The organism is Streptomyces sp. NPDC052236, from assembly GCF_044548015.1.
Classification (GTDB): Bacteria; Actinomycetota; Actinomycetes; order Streptomycetales; family Streptomycetaceae; genus Streptomyces.
The window spans coordinates 194,421-214,111 of the sequence record NZ_JBIUBL010000011.1; the positions used below are offsets into that span (position 1 = coordinate 194,421).

Below are 19,691 nucleotides of genomic sequence, written 5' to 3' on the forward strand. Positions count from 1 at the left end.
ACAGTGGGGGGAGTCGCACAGTGCAGCAGAGCGTGCCCGCAGCGGTCACCGGGAGCAGCCTGCCGCCCCCAGGCCAGGACGACACCGGGGACGACACCGGGCCCCGTATCCGCAGCGCCCCCGACCTGCGGCGAATACGGCGGATCGGCCCCTTCCTGCCCTGGCTGACGCTGCTGCTCGCCGCCGCCCTGTGGATCTACTCCCTGGGCCACATCGGCTTCCGCGACATGGGCGACTACGGACTCCTCGACCGCCTTCCGCCCACGTACTACCTCTCTCTCCTGATCCTGACCGGCGGCTTCCTGATCACCCTGCGGCGCGCGGGGACCGCCCCCTGGTGGCCCCTCACCCACTGCGTGGCGCTGCTCTTCGCGCTGAAGGCCCCGCCCGCCCTGCTGTACGACTCCGTGCGCTACCCCTGGGCGTCCAAGCACGACTCGGTGGTCAGCCAGATGCTCACCAACGGCGAGCTCCGGCCGAACGCCGCACTGTCCGGCAATATGTCGGCGTACGACCAGTGGCCCGGCTTCTTCTCCCTCAACGCCGCTCTGGTGCGGGCCTTCGGAGTGGAGAGCACCGCCGCGTACCTCAACTGGGCGCCGATCGTGCTCGGGCTGCTGATGATGCCGGTGCTGATCCTCATGTACCAGACCTTCACCGAGGACTGGCGGCTGGTGTGGACGGCCTTGTGGATCTTCCAGCTCGCCAACTGGGTGGGGCAGGACTACCTGGCTCCGCAGGGCTTCGCCTACCTCCTCCACCTGGCCGTACTCGCCGTCGTGCTACGGCATTTCGTACGGCCGGGATCGGCCGGCAGGCTGCGGGACCGCTCGTATCTCGATCCGGCGTCGGCGGTCGTGCCACCGCCCACCGGGGCCGGGCAGCGCGCGGTCTGCGTCGTCATCCTCGCCCCGCTCATCGCCGCCATCAACGCCGCCCACCAGCTCACCCCGGTCATGCTGTGCGCCTCTCTCTTCGCGCTCAGCCTCACCCGCCGCTACCGCAATTACGGGCTGCTGGTCGTCGCCGGGGTGCTGATGCTGATCTGGGACCTGACCATGGGGCGGGCGCTGTTCATCGAGACCCTGTCCACCCTGCGGGACTCGATCGGCCAGCTGACCCAGAACTCCCGCGCCGGGTACGCCGGTCAGCTCACAGGACCGGGGCCCGAGCTGGCGGGCCGCGCCAATGTGCTGATGGTGCTGGCCGTCGCCGCGCTCGCCGGTGTCGCCGTCGTCGTGCGGCGCCGGCTCACCCGCAGCGCGCTGCCGCTGCTGCTGGTCTCCGCCGCGCCCCTGCCGCTGTTCGCCGTGAACGACTACGGCGGCGAAATGCTCTTCCGGGTCTACCTCTTCGGGCTGCCGGGCGCGGCGTTCTTCGCGGCTGCCGCGCTGATCCCGGCGGCGGGCGGAGCCCGCAGGACCAAGGCGCACATCGTACGGCGGCGCATCGCGGCGGTCGCGCTGCCACTGGCCCTGACCGCGCTGGTCGCGGGGTTCCTGCCGTCGTACTACGGCAAGGAGGCCATGTACTACACGCCGCCCGCCGAAACGGCGATGGTCACCCGGGCCATCGACCGCGCGCCCCGCGGGGCGCTGATCCTCGCCACCACCGGCTCGTTCCCGCAGGCCCTGCACCGCTACGACCGCGTCGAGCACTGGTTCTTCGCCGAGCAGGAGCTCCCGGAGAACGAGAAGATGCTCAAGGACCCGGCGGGCTACCTGGACGCGGGCATTCCGCCCGGCACCACGGCGTACGTCATCCTCACCCGCACCCAGGACATCTACAGCGCAGGAGAGGGACTGCTGCCGCCCGGCGGCTTCGCGACCCTGCGCTCGCGGCTGTCGGCGTCGCCGCTCTTCCGCGTCGTCGAAGAGCGCCCGTACGGCATCGTTCTCGAATACCGACCGCGAGGTGGGACCCGGTGAATCTTCCGTCGCGTCAGATACAGCTCAGAGTGGGCCTGGCGGTGTCCGGGTGGCCGGCGCTCGCGGCGACCGCGCTGCCCGGGGCCTCGCCGCTGCGCTGGATACCGGTGTTGCTGTTCGTCTGCTTCGGCCCCGGGCTCGCGCTGCTCTACCCGCAGCCGGGCGGGCTGCGGCCCGGCGCCCGGCTGGAGGCGGTCGCGCTCGCGGCGCCCATCAGCCTCTCGCTGGGGGTCCTCACCGCCACGTCGCTGTTCCTGGTGCGGGGCTTCTCGGCGACCGCCTTCCTGATCGCGCTGGCCGGTTTCACGACCGTCGCGTGCGCGCTGCCGGGGCTGCCGCTGCCCGCCGCGACGCAGGGCGCGGCCGAGCGCGTCAAACGCAAGCCGATCAGGCGCACTCGCCGGTGAACCGCCGCCCGTACGCGACGACGGTCCTGGTCGCGGTGGCATTGCTCGTCGCCGGGCTCAGCCTCTGGACTCTCGGCTCGGCGAACGACACCGGGCACGACCGGCAGGACCTGCCGCGGAACGCGGCGTCCGGCGAGCCGCTGGAGGGCCCGTGTGCCCCGACCGGGGAGCTGGTGCCGCGGTGCGGGGCCTGGTGGGGGGCCTATGTGCCGTACGCGCCGAACGGTTCCTTGAAGGACGCCGTGTACGCCTTCGAGAAGAAGCTCGGCCGCAGACTCGACCTCGTCTACAACTACCACGACATGTCGGGGAACGAACTCGACGGCGAGCTGCTCACCCCCGACGAGCAGGAGCTCGGCAAGGACCGGCTGCTGATGCTGGCCTGGGAGTCCACCGTGTGGCGCGAGCCCCATCACGCCGACTACACCGAGGACCAGCTCGGCTGGCGGAACATCGCCTCCGGGAAGTACGACTCCGAGATCATCGACCCGCAGGCCGCCCGTATCAAGGCGTACGGCAAGCGGATCTTCTTCTCCTTCGACCAGGAGGTCGACGCCCGCATCGATGAGGGCGCGGGCACGCCCGAGCAGTACGTCGCCGCCTACCGCCATCTGCGCGACCGCTTCGAGGAGCTGGGCGTGGACAACGTGGTGTGGGTGTGGACGGTCTCCGGCTTCCTCGACAACGCCGAGCTGTTCAAGCGGCTCTACCCCGGCGACGACTACGTCGACTGGATCGGCATGGACCAGTACAACTACTACCTCTGCCACGACACCACGGACTGGAAGGACTTCGAGCGGAGCCAGCGGCCGACGTACGAATGGCTGCGCGCGAACATCTCCGACAGCAAGCCGGTGATGCTGGCCGAGTTCGCCACCGTGCCCGACCCGGACCAGCCACTGCGGCAGCGCGACTGGTACACCGCCATCCCCGGCGCCGTGAAGAAACTGCCGGAAGTGAAGGCGCTGGTGCACTGGAACCGGCCGGTGGACGGCGAGAACTGCGATCTGACCGTCAACTCGGGCCCGGGCCTGGAGGGCTACCGGGAAGCGGGCAGGAACAGCTACTTCAAGCAGCCGGTCCCGACCCGGTAGGAGGCCCGGTAGGCGGCCCGCGCCGCACGTCGAGCGCCAGCGCCAGGGCCGCTGCGGCGAAGAACCCGGCGAAGACCGGGAACGGGGCCGCGGCGACGATGTCCTGCGCCACCCAGCCGGCCACCCCCAGCACCCACACCACACCCGCCGTCACCCGGCCGGGCACGCCGAACGCGTTGAGCGCGACGGCGGCCAGCGCCAGGCAGAGCAGTTGCAGGATCAGGGGCAGCGCCTGGGCGACCCCGGCGGGGCTGTCCAGACCCGCCGCCTGTGCCAGGAACCGGGCGAACGGCCCCGCCCCAGGACCGGTGGCGGGGTCCGGCCGGATGCCCAGCAGCAGCGGCGCGGTGTGCAGGGCGGCGACCGTGATCAGCAGTACGGCCGACAGCAGCACCAGGCGCAGCCGCAGCAGCGAAACGGCCGCGCAGTAGACGACGATCAGCAGGACGCCCCCGGTGAGGGTCATGGGGGGCAGGGCGTCGACCAGTTCCCGCCCGGACAGCCGTTCCTGCGCGACGGACTGGGCCCGCGAGAACGGCACCCAGAACAGCCCGGCGGCGAGCCCGAGCAGCAGCCACAGCCAGGCCGCCGGCCAGCGCTCGTCACCGTCCGGAGCCGCCGGCTCCGCCGCTTTGACCTGCGGCGCCGGACCCTGCCGTACGTACATGGGGATGCCGAAGGCAGGCGTCGCCGTGTCGTCGTGGACGCCGCGCAGATACGCGGTCTGCCGTGCCCAGTCCTCGCCGTACTCCTGCGCGTAGTGCGCCTCGGCAGCCCGGCGCTCGGCGGCCAGCCGCGCCCAGGTCGTCCCGTACTCCTCCGGGCTGGTCCGCTCGCGGCGCATCAGCCGCACCAGCCGGGCGAGCCGGCTCGGGCGGGGCTCGCGGCCCGACAGCGCGGCGCGCAGGCCGGGCGCGGACACCGCCGCCATCACCGTCATCGAGCACAGCAGCGCCAGGCCCGCCCCGGAGATCCCGAAGGGCCCGAGCATCAGCGCGGCGCTGCCGAGCACCAGCGCGCACATCGTGCCCTGGAGGGCGGCGAGCATGCCCGTACGGCCCTGGACGCGCAGCACCCCGATGTACAGCTCGACGACGACGCGGGGCAGGGCGGCGGCGGCCAGCAGCCGCAGCACTGTGGTGCCGTGCGAGGCGTAGTCCTCACCGAAGGGGGCGAGGATCTGCGGGGCGAGGAGCACCAGGAACAGGACGACCGGCACCAGCAGCACGGTCATCCGGCGCAGCGCGCCGCGTACCCCGACGGCCAGGTTCTCCGGGCTGTGCGAGGCGTGCGCGGTCAGCGAGGAGGCCATGTTGATGGCCATGAACTCCATGGTCCCGCCGACGGTGTACGCGATGTAGAAGAAGCCGTTGTGCGCGGCGTCGAAGCGGACCGCGACCATCACCGGCAGCAGGTTGATCATCGCCAGCGAGAAGAGCGAACCGACCGAGTCACCGGCGAGGAAGCGGCCGATCTCGCGCAGGCGCGGCGGCTCGCGGTCGCGGTCGGCGGCGGCCTGCCGGGGGATGAGTGTGCGGAAGATCAGCCAGCCCAGCGGCAGCACGGACAGGGCGATGGCGGCGGCCCAGGAGACGAAGATGCCCAGCATGGGCATGGCGGTGGCGAAGACGGCGAGGAGCAGCAGCTTGCCGATGGAGAAGACGGCGTTGCCGACCGGCACCCACACGGCCTTGCGCAGCCCGGTCAGGACCCCGTCCTGGAGGGTGAGCAGCGCCCAGCCGACGCAGGAGGCGGTGAAGATCAGCCCGGCGGTGAGCCCGCCGAGGGGCGCGTACGAGGGTCCCCAGAGGTCGAGCGTGCAGAGGAACACGACCGCGGCAAGGCAGACCACCAGGGAGCTGAGCGCGTAGGCGCGCCACACGAGCGGCCCGGTGGCGCGCCCGGCCCGGGGCACGTACCGCACGACCGCGCCGATCATGGTGGTGGCGGTGATGGAGGCCAGCAGACGCATGGCGGCGATGGCGGCGGAGCCCTCGCCGACCGCCTGCTCGGTGTAGTAGCGGGCGGCGACGAGCCAGAAGCCGAGGCCGAGGGCGGCGGAGACGCCGGTGGAGAGCATCAGCGCGTAAGCGTTGCGGAACATCGAGTCGCCACTGGGTGCCGCTTCCGGCACGGGGTCGGCGACCGGCCCGGCGGCCCGTTCCGACGGCTTGTTCAGCCGGGCGGTGTCAGACACCGCGCTCCCCCCAGGCCCGGGCGGGCTGTGCGTCCAGCTCCGTGAGGACGGATATCACCTGCTCCGCGAGGAGCGGGTCGACGGGCAGCGCGTGCCGGGCGAACCAGGCGGCCCGCTCCGGCGCGGGCGAGGGGTCGGTGAAGACCTCCCCCGCGTACGTATCGAGGGGCGGGTCGTAGAGATAGCCGACGGTGATCCGGCGGCGGGCGAGCGCGGCGATGGCGGCGTCACGGTCGGCTACGAGCAGCGGCACCCGGAACAGCGGCTGTACGGGACCGGGGCGACCGGGGCGCGGCACGGCCCACCGGGTCTCCAGCAGGCGCCCCGTCCCCGCCCGATGCGCGGCGAGCCGCGTGTCGAGGCGGCCCAGCAGCCGCCGCGTACGCCGCAGCCGCAGGGAGCCGGGCCGGCGGCGGTAGTCGTGCATGTCCACCCGTATCCAGGAGTGGAAGTCCGTGAGCGGGGGCGGCGCGGGCGCGGGCGCGGCGGAAAGGGCCTGCTTCAGCTCGCCGGGCCGCAGCTCCATCCGGATCTCCGCGCGCTCTTCGAGGCCGAGCAGCCGCAGCGTGGCGCGGGCCGCCCGGACGAGCCGCAGCCCCCGCACACCCGCCTCGGCGTACGGCCTCAGGCCGTACGCGAGCTCCGCCGACAGTCTCGACGGTTCGAGGAGCTCGTCGCGTGCCCGCTCCAGCGCGGGGCGCAGCGACGGGTCGGCGAGGGCGAGGAAGCCGCCGGTCCTGGCCCCGGTGTGCTTGGAGAGGCTGAAGACGGACGCCTCGCCGAAGGTCCCCACCGCCCGGCCGCCCACCGAACTGCCGATCGCGTGCGCGGCGTCCTCCAGCAGCGGGATCCCCAGCCGGTCGCAGCGGGCGCGCAGCTCCGGGGCGGGGTCGGGGTTCCCGTACAGATTGGTGGTGAGTACGGCGGACAGTCCCTGCCATACGGAGTCGGGCAGGCCCGCCGGGTCCAGCGAACCGTCCTCGGCTTTCAGCGGCGCCTGTACGGGGCGCAGCCCGGCCGCGAGCACCACAAAGAAGATGACGTCGTCATTGACGGGGGACATCAGCACCCGGCCGCCGGGTGGGCACCAGTGGCGCAGCGCGAGATAGAGCCCAAGACGGCAGGACGGCACGTACAGACATTCTCTGCCCAGGCGGCGGCGCATCAGTTCCTCCAGTGACGCGTACGCGTTCGGGCTCTCCCCAAGAGCCATGATCTTCCCCCCACTTAACCCAGGCTCAATGTGGACCAATCCGGACTGTCCCGTCAATAACGGGGAAGGGCTCACTCCTTGACGGAATGAGCCCTTCCCTGTCGGCCGTGGTCACATGCTGGTCACTCTTCGAGCGTCAGGCCCTTCCGGAGTCCGACCAGGGTGCGCGACAGCAGCCGGGACACGTGCATCTGGGAGATCCCGAGCTCCTCGCCGATCTCCGACTGGGTCATATTGGCGACGAAACGGAGGGAGAGGATCTTGCGGTCCCGTGGCGGGAGCTCCGCTATCAGCGGCTTCAGTGACTCGACGTACTCGATGCCTTCGAGGCCGTGGTCCTCGTAGCCGATCCGGTCCGCGAGCGCGCCCTCGGACTCGTCCTCCTCGGGCTGGGCGTCCAGCGAGCTCGCGGTGTACGCGTTGCTCGCCGCCATGCCCTCGACGACCTCTTCGTCGCTGAGGGAGAGGTGCTCGGCCAGCTCATGGACGGTGGGTGCGCGGTCGAGCCGCTGGGAGAGTTCGTCGCCCGCTTTCGCGAGGTCGAGCCGCAGCTCCTGGAGGCGTCGCGGGACCCGCACCGACCAGCTGGTGTCGCGGAAGAACCGCTTGATCTCGCCGATGATGGTCGGCATCGCGAAGGTAGGGAACTCGACGCCCCGGCTGAGCTCGAAGCGGTCGATCGACTTGATCAGGCCGATTGTGCCGACCTGGATGATGTCCTCCATCGGCTCGCTGCGGGAGCGGAACCGGGAGGCGGCGAACTTGACCAGGGCGAGGTTGAGTTCGACCAGGGTGTTGCGGACGTATGCGTACTCGTGCGTGCCTTCCTCAAGGGATTCGAGACGCGCGAAGAGCGTCTTCGACAGGGCGCGCGCGTCCAGTGGTCCCACCTGGTCGAAAGGCGGGATCTCCGGGAGGCCTTCCAGGAATGCGGAGGACGCTTCGGTGGCGAGGGTGGGGACGGGGGCGTGGGTGGTCAGTGCCGACGGCGCGCTCGGGGTTCGCGATTCGTCGAGCCGGGGTGACATGGGTCTCCTCCATCGTTCTCGGCATATGGCCGCCGATGCCAATACAAGCTGCTGCGGTGAGCGGCGCCTCCAAAGCCGGTCGAGGTTCGATGTGCGTGTGTCCTTACTAGGCCTACCCGTTTCGCACGGACAGGTGCAAGTGTCATATGTTCGGTATGCCGGTTTTGATGGGGAGTTCGGCTACCGGTCGACGTACGGAAGGCGTAATGTTCGACCGACGTCCACGCCGCCAGTCGGCGGCGTGCGGCGCGAGAAACGACACGGCGCGAGGCAGCCGCGAGGCGGCGAACACGCGGCGCACACCACGGCGAAGAGGGACGGGCATGGACCGCGGGACGGTCGGCAGCGCGAACCGGGGCCGACTTCAGGTCGAAGTCCGGACCGAGGGGCGCAGCGAGATTGTGAAACCGGCGGGTGAGCTGGATCACCACACCGCCGACCTGTTGCGCGTGCCGCTGGACGAGGCGCTGGAGCAGGGCCGGGTACGCCTGGTCATCGACTGCTCACGGCTTGAGTTCTGCGACTCCACCGGACTCAATGTGCTGCTCGGCGCGCGGCTGAAGGCCGAGGCGGCAGGGGGAGGCGTCCATTTGGCGGGGATGCTGCCCGTGGTGGCGAGGGTTTTCGAGATCACCGGGGCGGAAGCGGTCTTCACCGTGCACGACTCCGTCGAAGCGGCACTCGCCGACTGACTGTTGTCTGAGTCACGCGCCCCACGGCTACGTAGTGGGTGTTGTCACGATCCCGCAGGGCAGGAGAACCCCGCAGAACGTTGATGACCGCGCACTCTGTGTATTTCTGTGTACGGACGGCATGGCACATCTGGTGAATCGGTGAGGTGAAGCGCTGATGAGCACCACCCGGCAGGAACCGCCGGGCGATCTCGGCCCAGAGTCGAACGCCGCGGGCCCGCACGCTGCCGCGGCGGTATCCGGCGGGGCGGTGCGCAGCCTTGCCCTGGGCAGCGCGAGCGGCATCGTGCCGCTGGCCCGCGACTTCACCCGTGAGGCGCTGTACGACTGGGGCTGGCTGCCCTCGGCCACCGCCGACCGGCGCGCGGCGGCCGAGGACGTACTGCTGGTCGTGTCCGAACTGGTCACCAACGCCTGCCTGCACGCCGAGGGCCCGGAGGAGCTGCGGATCGGCTGCAACGGGAAGGTACTGCGCGTGGAGGTCGCGGACCGGGGCGCGGGGCAGCCCGCACCGCGCACGCCGCACCGGGCGGGACGTCCCGGCGGGCACGGCATGTTCATCGTCCAACGGCTCTGCATGGAGTGGGGAGTTGTACGGGTGCCCGGCGCGTCCGGCAAGGTTGTGTGGGCGGAGCTGGCCGCGCCGTCATAACGGCCCGCGGCCGGCGGTCTGCGGCCGGTTCATGAAGCTCTTGTAGAGCTTGTGGAGCACGTCAACAGGGCGTGCTCTTTGTCTTCCCTCCCCAAGGTCCCAGGCGTACCTTGACGCTCAATCTGATGGGTCGTCAGAGGGGAATTCGAGGTGTCGTACCAGAAGCGGACAGCTCTTGCGACGCTGGCGGCAGCGGTGTCGGGCTCGGTGGTGCTGATGGCCGCCCCCGCCGCCCATGCCACGGTCGTGGACGTCAATTACGAGTGCAAGACCCCGATCGGTCCCAAGAGCGCGGTCTCGCCGATCGACATCAAGAGTGTCAAGAGCGGCAGCGGCTACCGGCTGACGATGTCCTTCCAGAAGGGCGTCTCGTCCAGCCCTGTCGAGCTCGGCAAGGGCGCGATGAACCCGAGCGCGCTCATCAAGCTGGGTGGCGTGGGGGAGGGCACGGTGACGGTCTCCGGACCGTCGAACGCGGCGGCCGTCCCGGCCAATACCCCCATCAAGATCACTGACTTGACGGGGATGTACACGCCGAAGAAGAGCGGGAAGGTCACGTTCACGGCCGGGGTGCTGACGATCAAGGCGCTCGGTACGACGACGACGTGCACGCCCACGAACAACCCCGAACCGTCACTGGAACTCGACGTCACGGGGGCCGGCGGCACCACGCAGACGACCCCGACGGGCGGCGGCGAACTGCCGAAGACGGGCCCGCTGGACTCGGCCGTCGCGCTGGGCACGCTCGGCGGGACGGTACTGCTGTCGGGGGCGGCGGGTGTGCTGTGGCTGACCCGGCGCGGCCGGCGGACCGCGAGCTGACCTGTGCTTGTGCTGTGTGTGCTGCGGACCGCCGCCACCGCGGTTTTCGTGCTCCTGTGCGCTGCCCCCGCCGCGAGGGCGGCGGACGCCCCGACGTGGACGGTGGAGCCGACGGCGGGCGGTGGCAGACCGTACGTCTACATGGAGGGTGTGCCCGGCACCGTACTGGAGGACAGGCTGTCCGTGACGAACCGGAGCACCGATCCGCTCACGGTCCGGTTCCAGCACTCCAACAGTGCGGCCACCTGGCTCACCCTGGCCACGACCCGGCTCACGGTCCCGCCCCGCACCCGGGCGGAGATCCCCTTCTCGGTCACGGTCCCCGCGGACGCACTCCCGGGCGACCACCCGGCGGCGATCACGGCGGCGTCCGGCGGCCGTGAGGCGTCCGTACGCATCCGGCTGCGGGTCGGCGGCCCGACGCTGGGGGCGCTGACGGTCGAGGACGTATCGGTCTCCGGCGACGCGATCCGCTACTCCCTGGTCAACCGCGGCAACACGCCACTGACCCCGAGCATCACCATCCGCACGGACGGCTTCTTCGGCCGGCCTCTGCACCATCGCTCCCACGGGCAGCCCCCGGAACTGCTCCCGGGCAGGCGCGTCACGCTGACGGAGAAGTGGCCGAACCGCCCGTCGCTGGACGCGGTGGACGTCCACATCCGCGCCACGGCACCGGGCGCGCCGCCAAGCGAGGCGACGACCTCGGCGACGTTCGTCCCCTGGCGGACGGCGGCACTGGCGGCGGCCCTGTTGGTGGCGGCGGCGGTACCGGCGCGTCGGCTACTCCGCCGCAGGGATGCGTCTCCGGCGAGACCCCGGCCCCCTGACGCCGTGGACGCCCCCGAGGGCCCAGGCAACGTACGGCACGCGGCGAGGTCAGGAGCATGACGATGCACGACGACGATGCCGGCCTCGAACGCCGGCGACGCGGGGGAGCGGTGTGGGGCGTGGTGGGCGGCGTCCTGCGGGGTGAGGGCAGCTCCGTTGCGGGGCGGGCGGGGTCGCGGCGCGAGGGCCTTGTGTGGGCGGGCGCTTCTGCGGGGCCCGCTTCCGTACTGCTGGCTTGGTTGCGGTGGCGCGGGGTTGCGGTGTGGGGCGTGGTGGGCCGCGTTCCGCGGGGTGAGGGCAGCCCTGTCGCGGGGCGGGCAGGTGCTTCGGCGCTGGTGGCGCGGTTGCGGCACGCGCCTCCCGTACGGCGCGCTTTCACGCCGCCGGTGTGGTTTGCGGTCTGGGGCACGGTTGGTCGCGACCCGCGGAGTGAGGGCAGCTTCTCTGCGGGGCCGACGGGTTTGTGGCGCCAAGGTTCCGTGTCGAGAGCGGCTGGTCGCCGCGGCGCGAAGCTGCCGCGCGGCCGGTCCACGGGAGGCTCCGCGGCGGAGCCGCTGGAGCACCCGGGGGTGTGGGGGCGTCAGCCCCCACGTACCCCCACCCCTGCCCCCAGGGGTCTGGGGCACCGTCCCCCCACGCGGCGGAGCCGCATATCAGATGCGGCCGGGAAGGGGCGGCGTGGGGGAAAGGCAACCGCCCGCGCCCCGAAGGGCCTCGCCCTCCTTGGCCTGCTCGCCCTCCTCCTGCTCCCCGCCCCCGGCCTGGCCTCCGCCTCCGCCCCCACCCCACCCCCCACCGTCAAGCTCTCCCACCCCAACGCGAGCAAGGGCGCCGACATCACCGTCAGCGGCACCCGCTGGCGGCCCAACGCGTTGCTCATGATGCTCATCTGCGGGCAGTCCACCCCCGACGCAGGCGTGATCGGCGGCACCAACTCCTGTGCCAACGCCGACGGCCGCGCCGTCACCACGGACCGCAACGGCGCCTTCAGCAAGAAGTTGCCGGTGGCCACGCCCCCGAAGCCCTGCCCCTGCGTCGTACACGTAGCCACCGTCACAGGCGAACAGGCCACCGTCGACGCCCCCTTCACCGTCACCGGTCACCCCACCGCCCCCCTCCCCCAGCAGACCACCGGCGGCAAGCTCGCCGTCCTGGCCACCACCCGGCTCGAAGGGGACTCCGGCATCCTCGTCTTCTTCGGCGCCCCGCCCTCCCGCCAACTCGCCTTCACCGTCGGCAACCTCGGCTCGGCCCCCGTCAAGGACCCCGTCTTCCAGGTCGGCACCTCGCACGGCGTCTTCTCCCCGCAGTGGGAGGAGCAGCAGTGGCGCGGCACCATCGCGCCCGGCCAGAAGGCGCAGGTAAAACTCAACGTCCAGCTGTCCGCCGGTGCGCACGGCGGCTACCAGGTCTCCGTGAAGTACGGCACGAAGGTGCTCGTGGAGCAGCCGTGGGGCGTCGGCAGACCCTGGGGCGTCACGATCTTCTGGCTGCTGCTGGCCGTCGTCGTACCGGCCGCCGTCTTCCGTATCGGCATGGCCGTGGTCGACCGCCTCCGCCCCCACGGCAACCATCGCCACCGCCCCTGGCCACGGTTCCGTACGGAACCACCCGTAACCCCGAAGGCCACCACGACCACCACGGCTCTGCCGTGGTTCACATCTGACTCCGCACCGTCAGAGAACCGATCCACGACGAAGGGACATTCGTGAGCACCCAACGGAGGATGAGCGCGGCCGGAGTCGCGCTGATGCTCGGCGGTGCGGGGATTCTGCTGGCCGCGAGCCCCGCCCAGGCAGCCGAGGTGTCGTACAAGACGGAGTGCATACCGCCGCCCATCTCAGGCCTGCCGCCCGTGCAGGGCACCACCAAGGTCCAGATCACCGCGCCCGCCGAGGCCAAGGTCGGTGACTCGGTCGAGGTCGTGTGGAAGACGGTCGAGGCCGCGTCCAAGAACCCGGACATCCTCGACCTGGAGAAGGACACGGTCCTGCCGACCGGCACCATCACCGTGGGCGGCGCGGCGACGGGGGAGCTGGCGATGGAGGGCCCCCGGCAGAACCCGCCGATCCCCAAGAACAGCCCGATGGTGCTGCCCGACATGAAGGGCACGCTGAAGCTGGAGAAGGCGGGCGAGATCACGCTGACACCGGGCGCGTACAACATCAACGTCTCCAAGCCGGTCTCGACTGACACCAAGTGCTCGGCGAAGGAGGCGGTCCAGGCCGCGGCGACGATCAAGGTGTCGGCCGGGGGAAGCACGACCTCGGGCGGCACGACCAGCGGCGGCACCACGACCTCGGGCGGTACGACCACCGGTGGTACGACGACGTCCGGCGGAACCACGACGTCAGGCGGTACGACCTCCGGCGGTACGACGACGTCCGGCGGTACCACCTCCGGCGGCGGCAACGGCGGCCAGACCGACTTCCCCGGCAAGGCCGTCAACGTCACCTACGACTGCAAGTCACCCGGCCCCACGGGCGTCAAAACCCCGATCACCGTCAACGCCAAGAAGAACGGCGGCAGCTACGACCTCACCGTCAAGACCGGTGAGTCCGTCATGAACAGCCCCGCCGCCCTGCCCGCGGGCGCGCTCAAGGGCTCCATGCAGATCGTTCTCGGTGGCGCCGACAAGGGCACGGTCGGTGTCGTGGGCCAGCCCAACAAGGACCCGATCGAAGCGGGCAAGCCCGTCGGCATCGGCGATCTGACGGGTACGTACAAACCGGGCGCAAGCGGCAAGTCGACGCTCAGCCCCGGCACCCTGACGATCGATGTCGATCTGGCCGGACAGAAGCTCAGCATCCCGTGCAAGGTGAAGGGTTCGGTGGGCGTCTCGCTCGAACTCGACACCGATGCCCAGCCCGGCGGCGCGTCCGGCGGCACCGCGTCCGGCGGCGGCGACGGCGGCGCGACGGCCTCCGGCGGCGGTACGAGTACGAGCGGCGGCCTCGCCCAGACCGGCGCCGAGGACAACGGCACCCTGCGCGCCCTCGCGCTCGTCGCGGGCACGGCGATCCTGCTCGGCGGCGCGGTATTCACGTTCACCCCGTGGCGCCGGCTGTTCGCGGAACGCCCCACTGACAAGTGCTGACAAGCGACGGAGGGCCGCCGCACCGGAAACGATGCGGCGGCCCTCCCCCGAACATACGAAGCGTGCTCAGTGCACGCCGCCCATGAGCGGCTGCACCTTCCTGCGGTACATGAAGATCGCGAACCCGGCCAGCGCGGCGAGCGCACCCTGGCTGGCGAACCACCCCTGCGTATCGGTCGGCGCGCCGATCAGCTGAGCCAGCGCGATGACCGAGTCACCCGCGGTGACGGCCAGGAAGAAGACGCCCATCATCTGGGAGGCGTACTTCTTCGGCGCCAGCTTGGTGGTCAGCGACAGGCCGACCGGGGAGAGGCAGAGCTCACCGACGGTCTGGATGAAGTAGACGCCGACCAGCCACATCGGGGAGACCCGGGCGTCGCCCCCGGCCATGCCCTGGGCGATCATCATCACGCCGAAGGATCCACCGATCAGCACCAGCGCCGCCGCGAACTTCGACAGCGTGGTCGGCTCCTTGGCGCGCCTGCTGAGCGCGACCCACGCCCAGGCGAAGACCGGAGCCAGCGCCATCACGAACAGTGGGTTCAGGGACTGGAACCAGCTCTCCGGGAAGGCGAAGCCGAACAGCGACGACTGGGTGTCGTTCTTGGCGAAGAGCGACAGAGTCGAACCGGTCTGGTCGTAGATCGCCCAGAAAATGGCGGCGGCGACGAAGAACCAGATGTATCCGGACATCCGGCGCTGCTCGACGGCCGACAGGTCCTTGTCGCGCTTGATACGGAGCAGGTACCAGGCAGGCAGTACGAGGCCCAGGATCGTCAGCGGCCACAGCGCCCAGTTGATGGTGAACAGACCGGCCAGGCCGACGACGGCGTACGCGGAGCCCGCGACGGCCAGCCAGATCAGCGACTTGCGGAGCGTGGCGGCGCGCTCGGCGGCGGACAGCGGGGACGGGACCTGGTGGGACTTCTCGTCCAGGTGGCGGAAGCGGGTACGCGCCCGGTGGGGGGAGCCTTCGCGCAGAAAAAGCAGAAAAAGCAGAAAAAGCAGGAAACGCGCAAAAAGGCAGACAAAAAGGAGACCCTCGGCGCGCGTCACGCAGGCCAAAGGTCTCCATGTACTGCTACAGGCGTCCAGTCACCATACGACACGACACGGTGGCATATGGAAGGACTTGAGAGATGGATCACAGGTGATCGATAGGGCTGCTGCCCTAAATCGAAGGCGACAACCATGATTGCACCCCAAACTCGCAGGCCTTGCCGATCGGCCTCCGGCGCGCAGGACTTGCGGACTACCATCACCCCATGACCCGTGTACTGCTCGCCGAGGACGACGCTTCCATCTCGGAGCCGCTGGCCCGTGCCCTACGGCGGGAGGGTTACGAGGTAGAGGTGCGCGAGGACGGCCCAACCGCGCTCGACGCCGGTCTGGCCGGAGGCGTCGACCTGGTGGTCCTGGACCTCGGGCTGCCCGGCATGGACGGCCTGGAGGTGGCCCGGCGACTGCGTGCCGAAGGCCACACGATCCCCATCCTGGTGCTCACCGCGCGCGCCGACGAGGTCGACACGGTGGTGGGCCTGGACGCGGGCGCCGACGACTATGTGACCAAGCCCTTCCGTCTCGCGGAGCTGCTGGCGCGGGTGCGGGCGCTGCTGCGGCGCGGCGCGAGCGAGCCGGTGGTGGCACCGGCCACGCACGGCGTACGGATCGACGTGGAGTCGCACCGGGCGTGGATGGGCGAAGGGGAGCTCCAGCTCACGGCGAAGGAATTCGACCTGCTGCGGGTCCTGGTCCGGGACGCGGGCCGGGTCGTCACGCGTGACCAGCTGATGCGTGAGGTCTGGGACACGACGTGGTGGTCGTCCACGAAAACGCTTGACATGCACATCTCCTGGCTCCGCAAGAAGCTGGGCGACGACGCGGCGAACCCGAGATACATCGCGACGGTACGGGGTGTGGGCTTCCGCTTCGAGAAGAGCTGAGGGAGCCGCCGGGGAGCGTGTCCGTATCGGGTGGTGAATCCGTATCGGGTGGTGACCGTGGGCGGTACTTCCCACCCCGCATACGACCCCGCATACGCTGAACGCACGGGCACATCCGTACCCCGCTCCCCGCCCGGAGGGCACATTGCGCCGCCGTCTCATCAACTCCACGCTCGCCGTCGTGCTCGTCGTCATCGCCGTCTTCGGGGTCTCCCTGGTCCTCGTGGAGACCCGCACCATCAGCAACAGCGCCCAGGAAAGCGTGGAATCCGAGGCCCGTGGCCTCGTCAGCATCGTCGAGAGCCGTCTCACGAGCGGTGAGCCCGTCAACCCCGGCATCCTCGCCGAGCAGAGCGGCGCCAAGCGCTACGCCCTCATCGAGATCCCCGGCCGCCGCCCCATCGAGATCGGCGAGCGCCCCACCGGCGGCGTCATCCGCGGCGTCGCCGAGGGCAAGCGCAACGAGCGCGTCACCGTTGAGGAGTCCCGCTCCTCCGTCACCAGTGAAGTCGGCCGGAGCCTGATGATCATCGGCGGTGTGGCGCTGCTCGCGATCATCGCCGCCGTCCTGCTCGCCGTACGCCAGGCGAACCGGCTCGGCTCCCCCCTCACCGACCTCGCCGAGACCGCCGAACGCCTCGGCTCCGGCGACCCGCGCCCCCGCCACAAGCGCTACGGCGTCCCCGAGCTCGACCGGGTCGCCGACGTCCTCGACGCCAGCGCCGAGCGCATCGCCCGGATGCTCACCGCCGAGCGCCGGCTGGCCGCCGACGCCTCGCATCAGCTCCGTACGCCCCTGACCGCGCTCTCCATGCGGCTGGAGGAGATCACCGTCACCGACGATCTCCAGACGGTGAAGGAGGAGGCGAGCATCGCGCTCACGCAGGTGGAGCGGCTCACCGACGTCGTACAGCGGCTGCTCACCAACTCCCGAGATCCCCGTACGGGGTCCGCCGTGGCCTTCGACCTGGACGAGGTCGTCAAGCAGCAGCTGGAGGAGTGGCGGCCCGCCTACCGCAGCGTGGGCCGGGCGATCGTCTGCTCCGGCAAGCGGGGCATGCGGGCTGTCGGCACCCCGGGCGCGGTCGCCCAGGTGCTTGCCGCGCTGATCGAGAACTCCCTCATGCACGGCGGCGGCACCGTCGCCCTCCGCACCCGCGCCACCGGCAATCAGGCCGTGGTGGAGGTGACCGACGAGGGGCCCGGCGTACCGGCCGATCTCGGCGCGCGGATCTTCGAGCGGACCATCAGCGGCCGTAACTCCACCGGCATCGGACTGGCCGTGGCCCGCGACCTGGCCGAGGCGGACGGTGGTCGCCTGGAACTGCTTCAGCAGCACCCGCCGGTCTTCGCGCTCTTCCTGAGCCGGCTGCAGCGCAGCCGCACGGAGGACCCCGAGCCCACCGTCAGGTAGGGCTCGGGGAGGTCAGGGAGCTCTCAGCTCCGCACCCTGTCGGGCTCGGGCTGGGGCCGTCGGCGCCGCTGCCCCAGAATCGATTCCGCAGCTTGCACCGGGTCCGGGTCCGCGTCCGGTTCCGGCGCCGACGCCGGAAGCGCCTTGAACACCCACGTCCGGTACGACAAGAAGCGGAACAGCGTCGCGATGCCGATGCCGAGGAACTTGAAGATGTTGCTCTGCAGCGGGCTGTCCCAGCCGAAGCCGTACGTCGCCGCGTACAGAACCCCGCTCTGGATCACCAGCCCGACCAGGCTGAACAGGAAGAAGAGCGACAGCTCCTTGGTCCTGTGGGTCTTGTCGCGGTCCCGGTAAGTGAAGTACCGGAAGCCCAGATAGTTGACGCCGATCGCGACGACCGTGGCCACGATGCTCGCCCGAACGACCGGGAGCTCCGTGACCTGCCGTAGGAGATTGAAGACCCCCAGGTCCACCAGGAGCCCGACCCCGCCGACCGCGCCGAACTTCGCGAACTCGCGCATGAGCTGCTCAAGCCGCACACGCGGTGCGCTTCGTTCACTCATGGTGATTGCTCAGCCCCGTTCGGGTCGGTGTCGCCAACCCAGCCATGCTAACCAGCGCATACCGTTCGTGCTTGCGGAAGGTGACGGGACCTGGCTCAAACCCTACGGATACCCTAAGAGAGTGACGTTCCCGGTAGTCGGCATGGTCGGCGGCGGTCAGCTCGCCCGTATGACCCACGAGGCGGGCATCCCCCTCGGCATCAGATTCAAGCTCCTCAGCGATACCCCGCAGGACTCCGCGGCCCAGGTGGTCGGCGATGTCGTCATTGGCGACTACCGCGACCTGGACACGCTCCGTGAGTTCGCGCGGGGCTGCGATGTGCTCACTTTCGATCATGAGCATGTCCCCATCGAACATCTCCGGGCGCTGGAGGCGGACGGCATACCCGTCCGCCCCGGCCCCGAAGCGTTGGTCCACGCCCAGGACAAAGGTGTGATGCGGGCCAAGCTGGACGAGCTCGGCGCGCCCAGCCCGCGCCACCGCATCGTCGCGGACCCCGCCGACGTGGCCGCGTTCGCCGCGGAGGCCGGAGGCTTCCCCGTCATCCTCAAGACGGTGCGCGGCGGCTACGACGGCAAGGGAGTCTGGGTCGTCCATACGCAGCAGGACGCCGCCGGGCCCTTCCTCGCGGGGGTGCCCGTCCTTGCCGAGGAGAAGGTCGACTTCACGCGCGAACTCGCCGCGAACATCGTCCGCTCCCCGCACGGCCAGGCCGTCGCCTACCCCGTCGTCGAGTCGCGCCAGGTCGACGGCGTCTGCGACACGGTGATCGCGCCCGCGCCCGACCTGCCGGACGAGCTCGCCGGACAGGCCCAGGAGCTCGCCCTGCGCATCGCGCAGAGTCTCGGCGTCGTCGGCCACCTCGCGGTCGAGCTCTTCGAGACCGTCGCCGCCGACGGCACCCGCGGCATCCTGGTCAACGAGCTGGCCATGCGCCCGCACAACTCCGGCCACTGGACGCAGGACGGCGCGATGACCTCCCAGTTCGCCAACCACGTACGGGCGGTGCTCGACCTCCCGCTCGGCGACCCGCGCCCGCGCGCACGGTGGACGGTCATGGCGAACGTACTCGGCGGCGACTACCCGGACATGTACCAGGCGTATCTGCACTGCATGGCACGCGACCCGCAGCTCAAGATCCACATGTACGGCAAGGACGTGAAGCCCGGCCGCAAGGTGGGACACGTCAACACCTACGGCGACGACCTGGACGACGTGCTGGAGCGCGCCCGTCACGCTGCCGGCTACCTCAGAGGAACGATCACCGAATGACCATTCCCGCCGCCGGCCCTGTTGTCGGCATCGTCATGGGCTCGGACTCGGACTGGCCCGTCATGGAGGCCGCGGCGCAGGCTCTGGACGAGTTCGAGATCCCGTACGAGGTCGATGTCGTCTCCGCGCACCGGATGCCGCGCGAGATGATCGCGTACGGCGAGCAGGCCGACGAACGCGGTCTCAAGGTGATCATCGGGGGCGCCGGGGGAGCGGCCCACCTCCCGGGCATGCTCGCCTCCGTCACCCCGCTCCCGGTGATCGGCGTTCCCGTGCCGCTGAAGTATCTCGACGGGATGGACTCGCTGCTCTCCATCGCGCAGATGCCCGCGGGCGTGCCCGTCGCCACGGTCTCCATCGGCGGCGCCCGTAACGCGGGCCTGCTGGCCGTCCGCATCCTGGCCACGCAGGACCCCGAGCTCCTCGGCCGCGTACGGGAGTTCCAGCAGGAGCTGAACGACCAGGCCACCGAGAAGGGCAAGCGACTGCGCGCCAAGGTCGACGGCGCGGGCGCGTTCGGCTTCGGAAAGTAGG

Annotated in this window: 17 protein-coding genes and 1 pseudogene; 13 read left to right on the forward strand and 5 right to left on the reverse strand. The window is 70.6% G+C overall.

Translation table 11 applies throughout. The features are described from left to right. Positions 1-20 precede the first annotated feature (20 nt). From ACIHCQ_RS20280 to ACIHCQ_RS20290, 3 genes are read left to right on the forward strand one after another with little or no spacing between them, the layout of a single operon-like run. Positions 21-1,928 (forward strand): hypothetical protein, encoded by a 1,908-nt coding sequence (locus ACIHCQ_RS20280; RefSeq protein WP_399663890.1) that lies wholly within the window; start codon positions 21-23, stop codon positions 1,926-1,928. Next, a complete protein-coding gene (locus ACIHCQ_RS20285; protein WP_399663983.1) occupies positions 1,925-2,335 on the forward strand; it encodes a hypothetical protein in 411 nt (136 codons plus the stop codon). Before ACIHCQ_RS20280 ends, ACIHCQ_RS20285 begins: the two co-directional genes overlap by 4 nt. After that, entirely contained in the window at positions 2,332-3,429 is a 1,098-nt protein-coding gene (locus tag ACIHCQ_RS20290; protein ID WP_399663892.1) for a glycoside hydrolase family 26 protein, read from the forward strand. Before ACIHCQ_RS20285 ends, ACIHCQ_RS20290 begins: the two co-directional genes overlap by 4 nt. On the opposite strand, the gene ACIHCQ_RS20295 is transcribed toward ACIHCQ_RS20290, so the two are convergent. From ACIHCQ_RS20295 to ACIHCQ_RS20305, 3 genes are all read right to left on the reverse strand, one after another. Next, positions 3,404-5,626: a lipopolysaccharide biosynthesis protein gene (locus ACIHCQ_RS20295; protein WP_399663894.1), complete on the reverse strand. Its 2,223-nt coding sequence runs from the start codon at positions 5,624-5,626 to the stop codon at positions 3,404-3,406. The two genes, ACIHCQ_RS20290 and ACIHCQ_RS20295, sit on opposite strands and share 26 nt — an antisense overlap. Then, positions 5,619-6,791: a DegT/DnrJ/EryC1/StrS family aminotransferase gene (locus ACIHCQ_RS20300; protein WP_399663985.1), complete on the reverse strand. Its 1,173-nt coding sequence runs from the start codon at positions 6,789-6,791 to the stop codon at positions 5,619-5,621. Before ACIHCQ_RS20300 ends, ACIHCQ_RS20295 begins: the two co-directional genes overlap by 8 nt. Before the next feature lie 170 nt (positions 6,792-6,961). Further along, complete coding sequence (locus ACIHCQ_RS20305) at positions 6,962-7,867, reverse strand: RNA polymerase sigma factor SigF (protein ID WP_399663896.1); 906 nt, start codon at positions 7,865-7,867, stop codon at positions 6,962-6,964. A gap of 323 nt (positions 7,868-8,190) precedes the next feature. On the opposite strand from ACIHCQ_RS20305, the gene ACIHCQ_RS20310 reads away from it, so the two are divergent. The 6 genes from ACIHCQ_RS20310 (at position 8,191) to ACIHCQ_RS20335 (ending at position 13,961) form a co-directional block, all read left to right on the forward strand. Continuing rightward, on the forward strand, positions 8,191-8,559 hold the full coding sequence (locus ACIHCQ_RS20310; protein ID WP_399663898.1) for an STAS domain-containing protein: 369 nt from the start codon (positions 8,191-8,193) through the stop codon (positions 8,557-8,559). Positions 8,560-8,716: 157 nt separating this feature from the next. Further along, positions 8,717-9,211 (forward strand): ATP-binding protein, encoded by a 495-nt coding sequence (locus ACIHCQ_RS20315; protein WP_399663899.1) that lies wholly within the window; start codon positions 8,717-8,719, stop codon positions 9,209-9,211. A gap of 150 nt (positions 9,212-9,361) precedes the next feature. Then, complete coding sequence (locus ACIHCQ_RS20320; RefSeq protein ID WP_399663901.1) at positions 9,362-10,033, forward strand: peptidase; 672 nt, start codon at positions 9,362-9,364, stop codon at positions 10,031-10,033. An 18-nt stretch (positions 10,034-10,051) separates the two neighbouring features. Then, positions 10,052-10,924: a hypothetical protein gene (locus ACIHCQ_RS20325; protein WP_399663903.1), complete on the forward strand. Its 873-nt coding sequence runs from the start codon at positions 10,052-10,054 to the stop codon at positions 10,922-10,924. A gap of 668 nt (positions 10,925-11,592) precedes the next feature. Further along, the gene (locus ACIHCQ_RS20330; protein WP_399663987.1) at positions 11,593-12,576 is read left to right on the forward strand and encodes a hypothetical protein; all 984 of its coding nucleotides are present in this window, start codon (positions 11,593-11,595) and stop codon (positions 12,574-12,576) included. A gap of 14 nt (positions 12,577-12,590) precedes the next feature. Then, complete coding sequence (locus ACIHCQ_RS20335) at positions 12,591-13,961, forward strand: hypothetical protein (protein WP_399663905.1); 1,371 nt, start codon at positions 12,591-12,593, stop codon at positions 13,959-13,961. Between the two features lie 66 nt (positions 13,962-14,027). Here the strand turns inward: ACIHCQ_RS20335 and ACIHCQ_RS20340 are convergent. Then, positions 14,028-14,906 (reverse strand): annotated as a pseudogene (locus tag ACIHCQ_RS20340) (peptide MFS transporter); the annotation flags it as partial. 320 nt (positions 14,907-15,226) lie between these two features. Between ACIHCQ_RS20340 and ACIHCQ_RS20345 the strand changes: the two are divergent. Together ACIHCQ_RS20345 and ACIHCQ_RS20350 are read left to right on the forward strand one after the other, a co-directional pair. Further along, positions 15,227-15,904, forward strand: a complete 678-nt coding sequence (locus ACIHCQ_RS20345; RefSeq protein ID WP_399663907.1) for a response regulator transcription factor — start codon at positions 15,227-15,229, stop codon at positions 15,902-15,904. A gap of 145 nt (positions 15,905-16,049) precedes the next feature. Then, on the forward strand, positions 16,050-17,318 hold the full coding sequence (locus ACIHCQ_RS20350; RefSeq protein WP_399663908.1) for an ATP-binding protein: 1,269 nt from the start codon (positions 16,050-16,052) through the stop codon (positions 17,316-17,318). A 23-nt stretch (positions 17,319-17,341) separates the two neighbouring features. Here the strand turns inward: ACIHCQ_RS20350 and ACIHCQ_RS20355 are convergent, their stop codons facing one another. Next, positions 17,342-17,884 carry a GtrA family protein gene (locus ACIHCQ_RS20355; RefSeq protein ID WP_399663910.1) on the reverse strand — a complete coding sequence of 181 codons (543 nt, stop codon included), beginning with the start codon at positions 17,882-17,884 and terminating at the stop codon, positions 17,342-17,344. Between the two features lie 121 nt (positions 17,885-18,005). On the opposite strand from ACIHCQ_RS20355, the gene ACIHCQ_RS20360 reads away from it, so the two are divergent. Then, positions 18,006-19,157: a 5-(carboxyamino)imidazole ribonucleotide synthase gene (locus tag ACIHCQ_RS20360; RefSeq protein WP_399663912.1), complete on the forward strand. Its 1,152-nt coding sequence runs from the start codon at positions 18,006-18,008 to the stop codon at positions 19,155-19,157. Further along, positions 19,154-19,690, forward strand: coding sequence for a 5-(carboxyamino)imidazole ribonucleotide mutase (gene purE / locus ACIHCQ_RS20365; protein WP_399663914.1), 537 nt, complete (start codon positions 19,154-19,156; stop codon positions 19,688-19,690). The genes ACIHCQ_RS20360 and purE overlap by 4 nt, the downstream gene beginning before the upstream one ends. Position 19,691 lies beyond the last annotated feature (1 nt).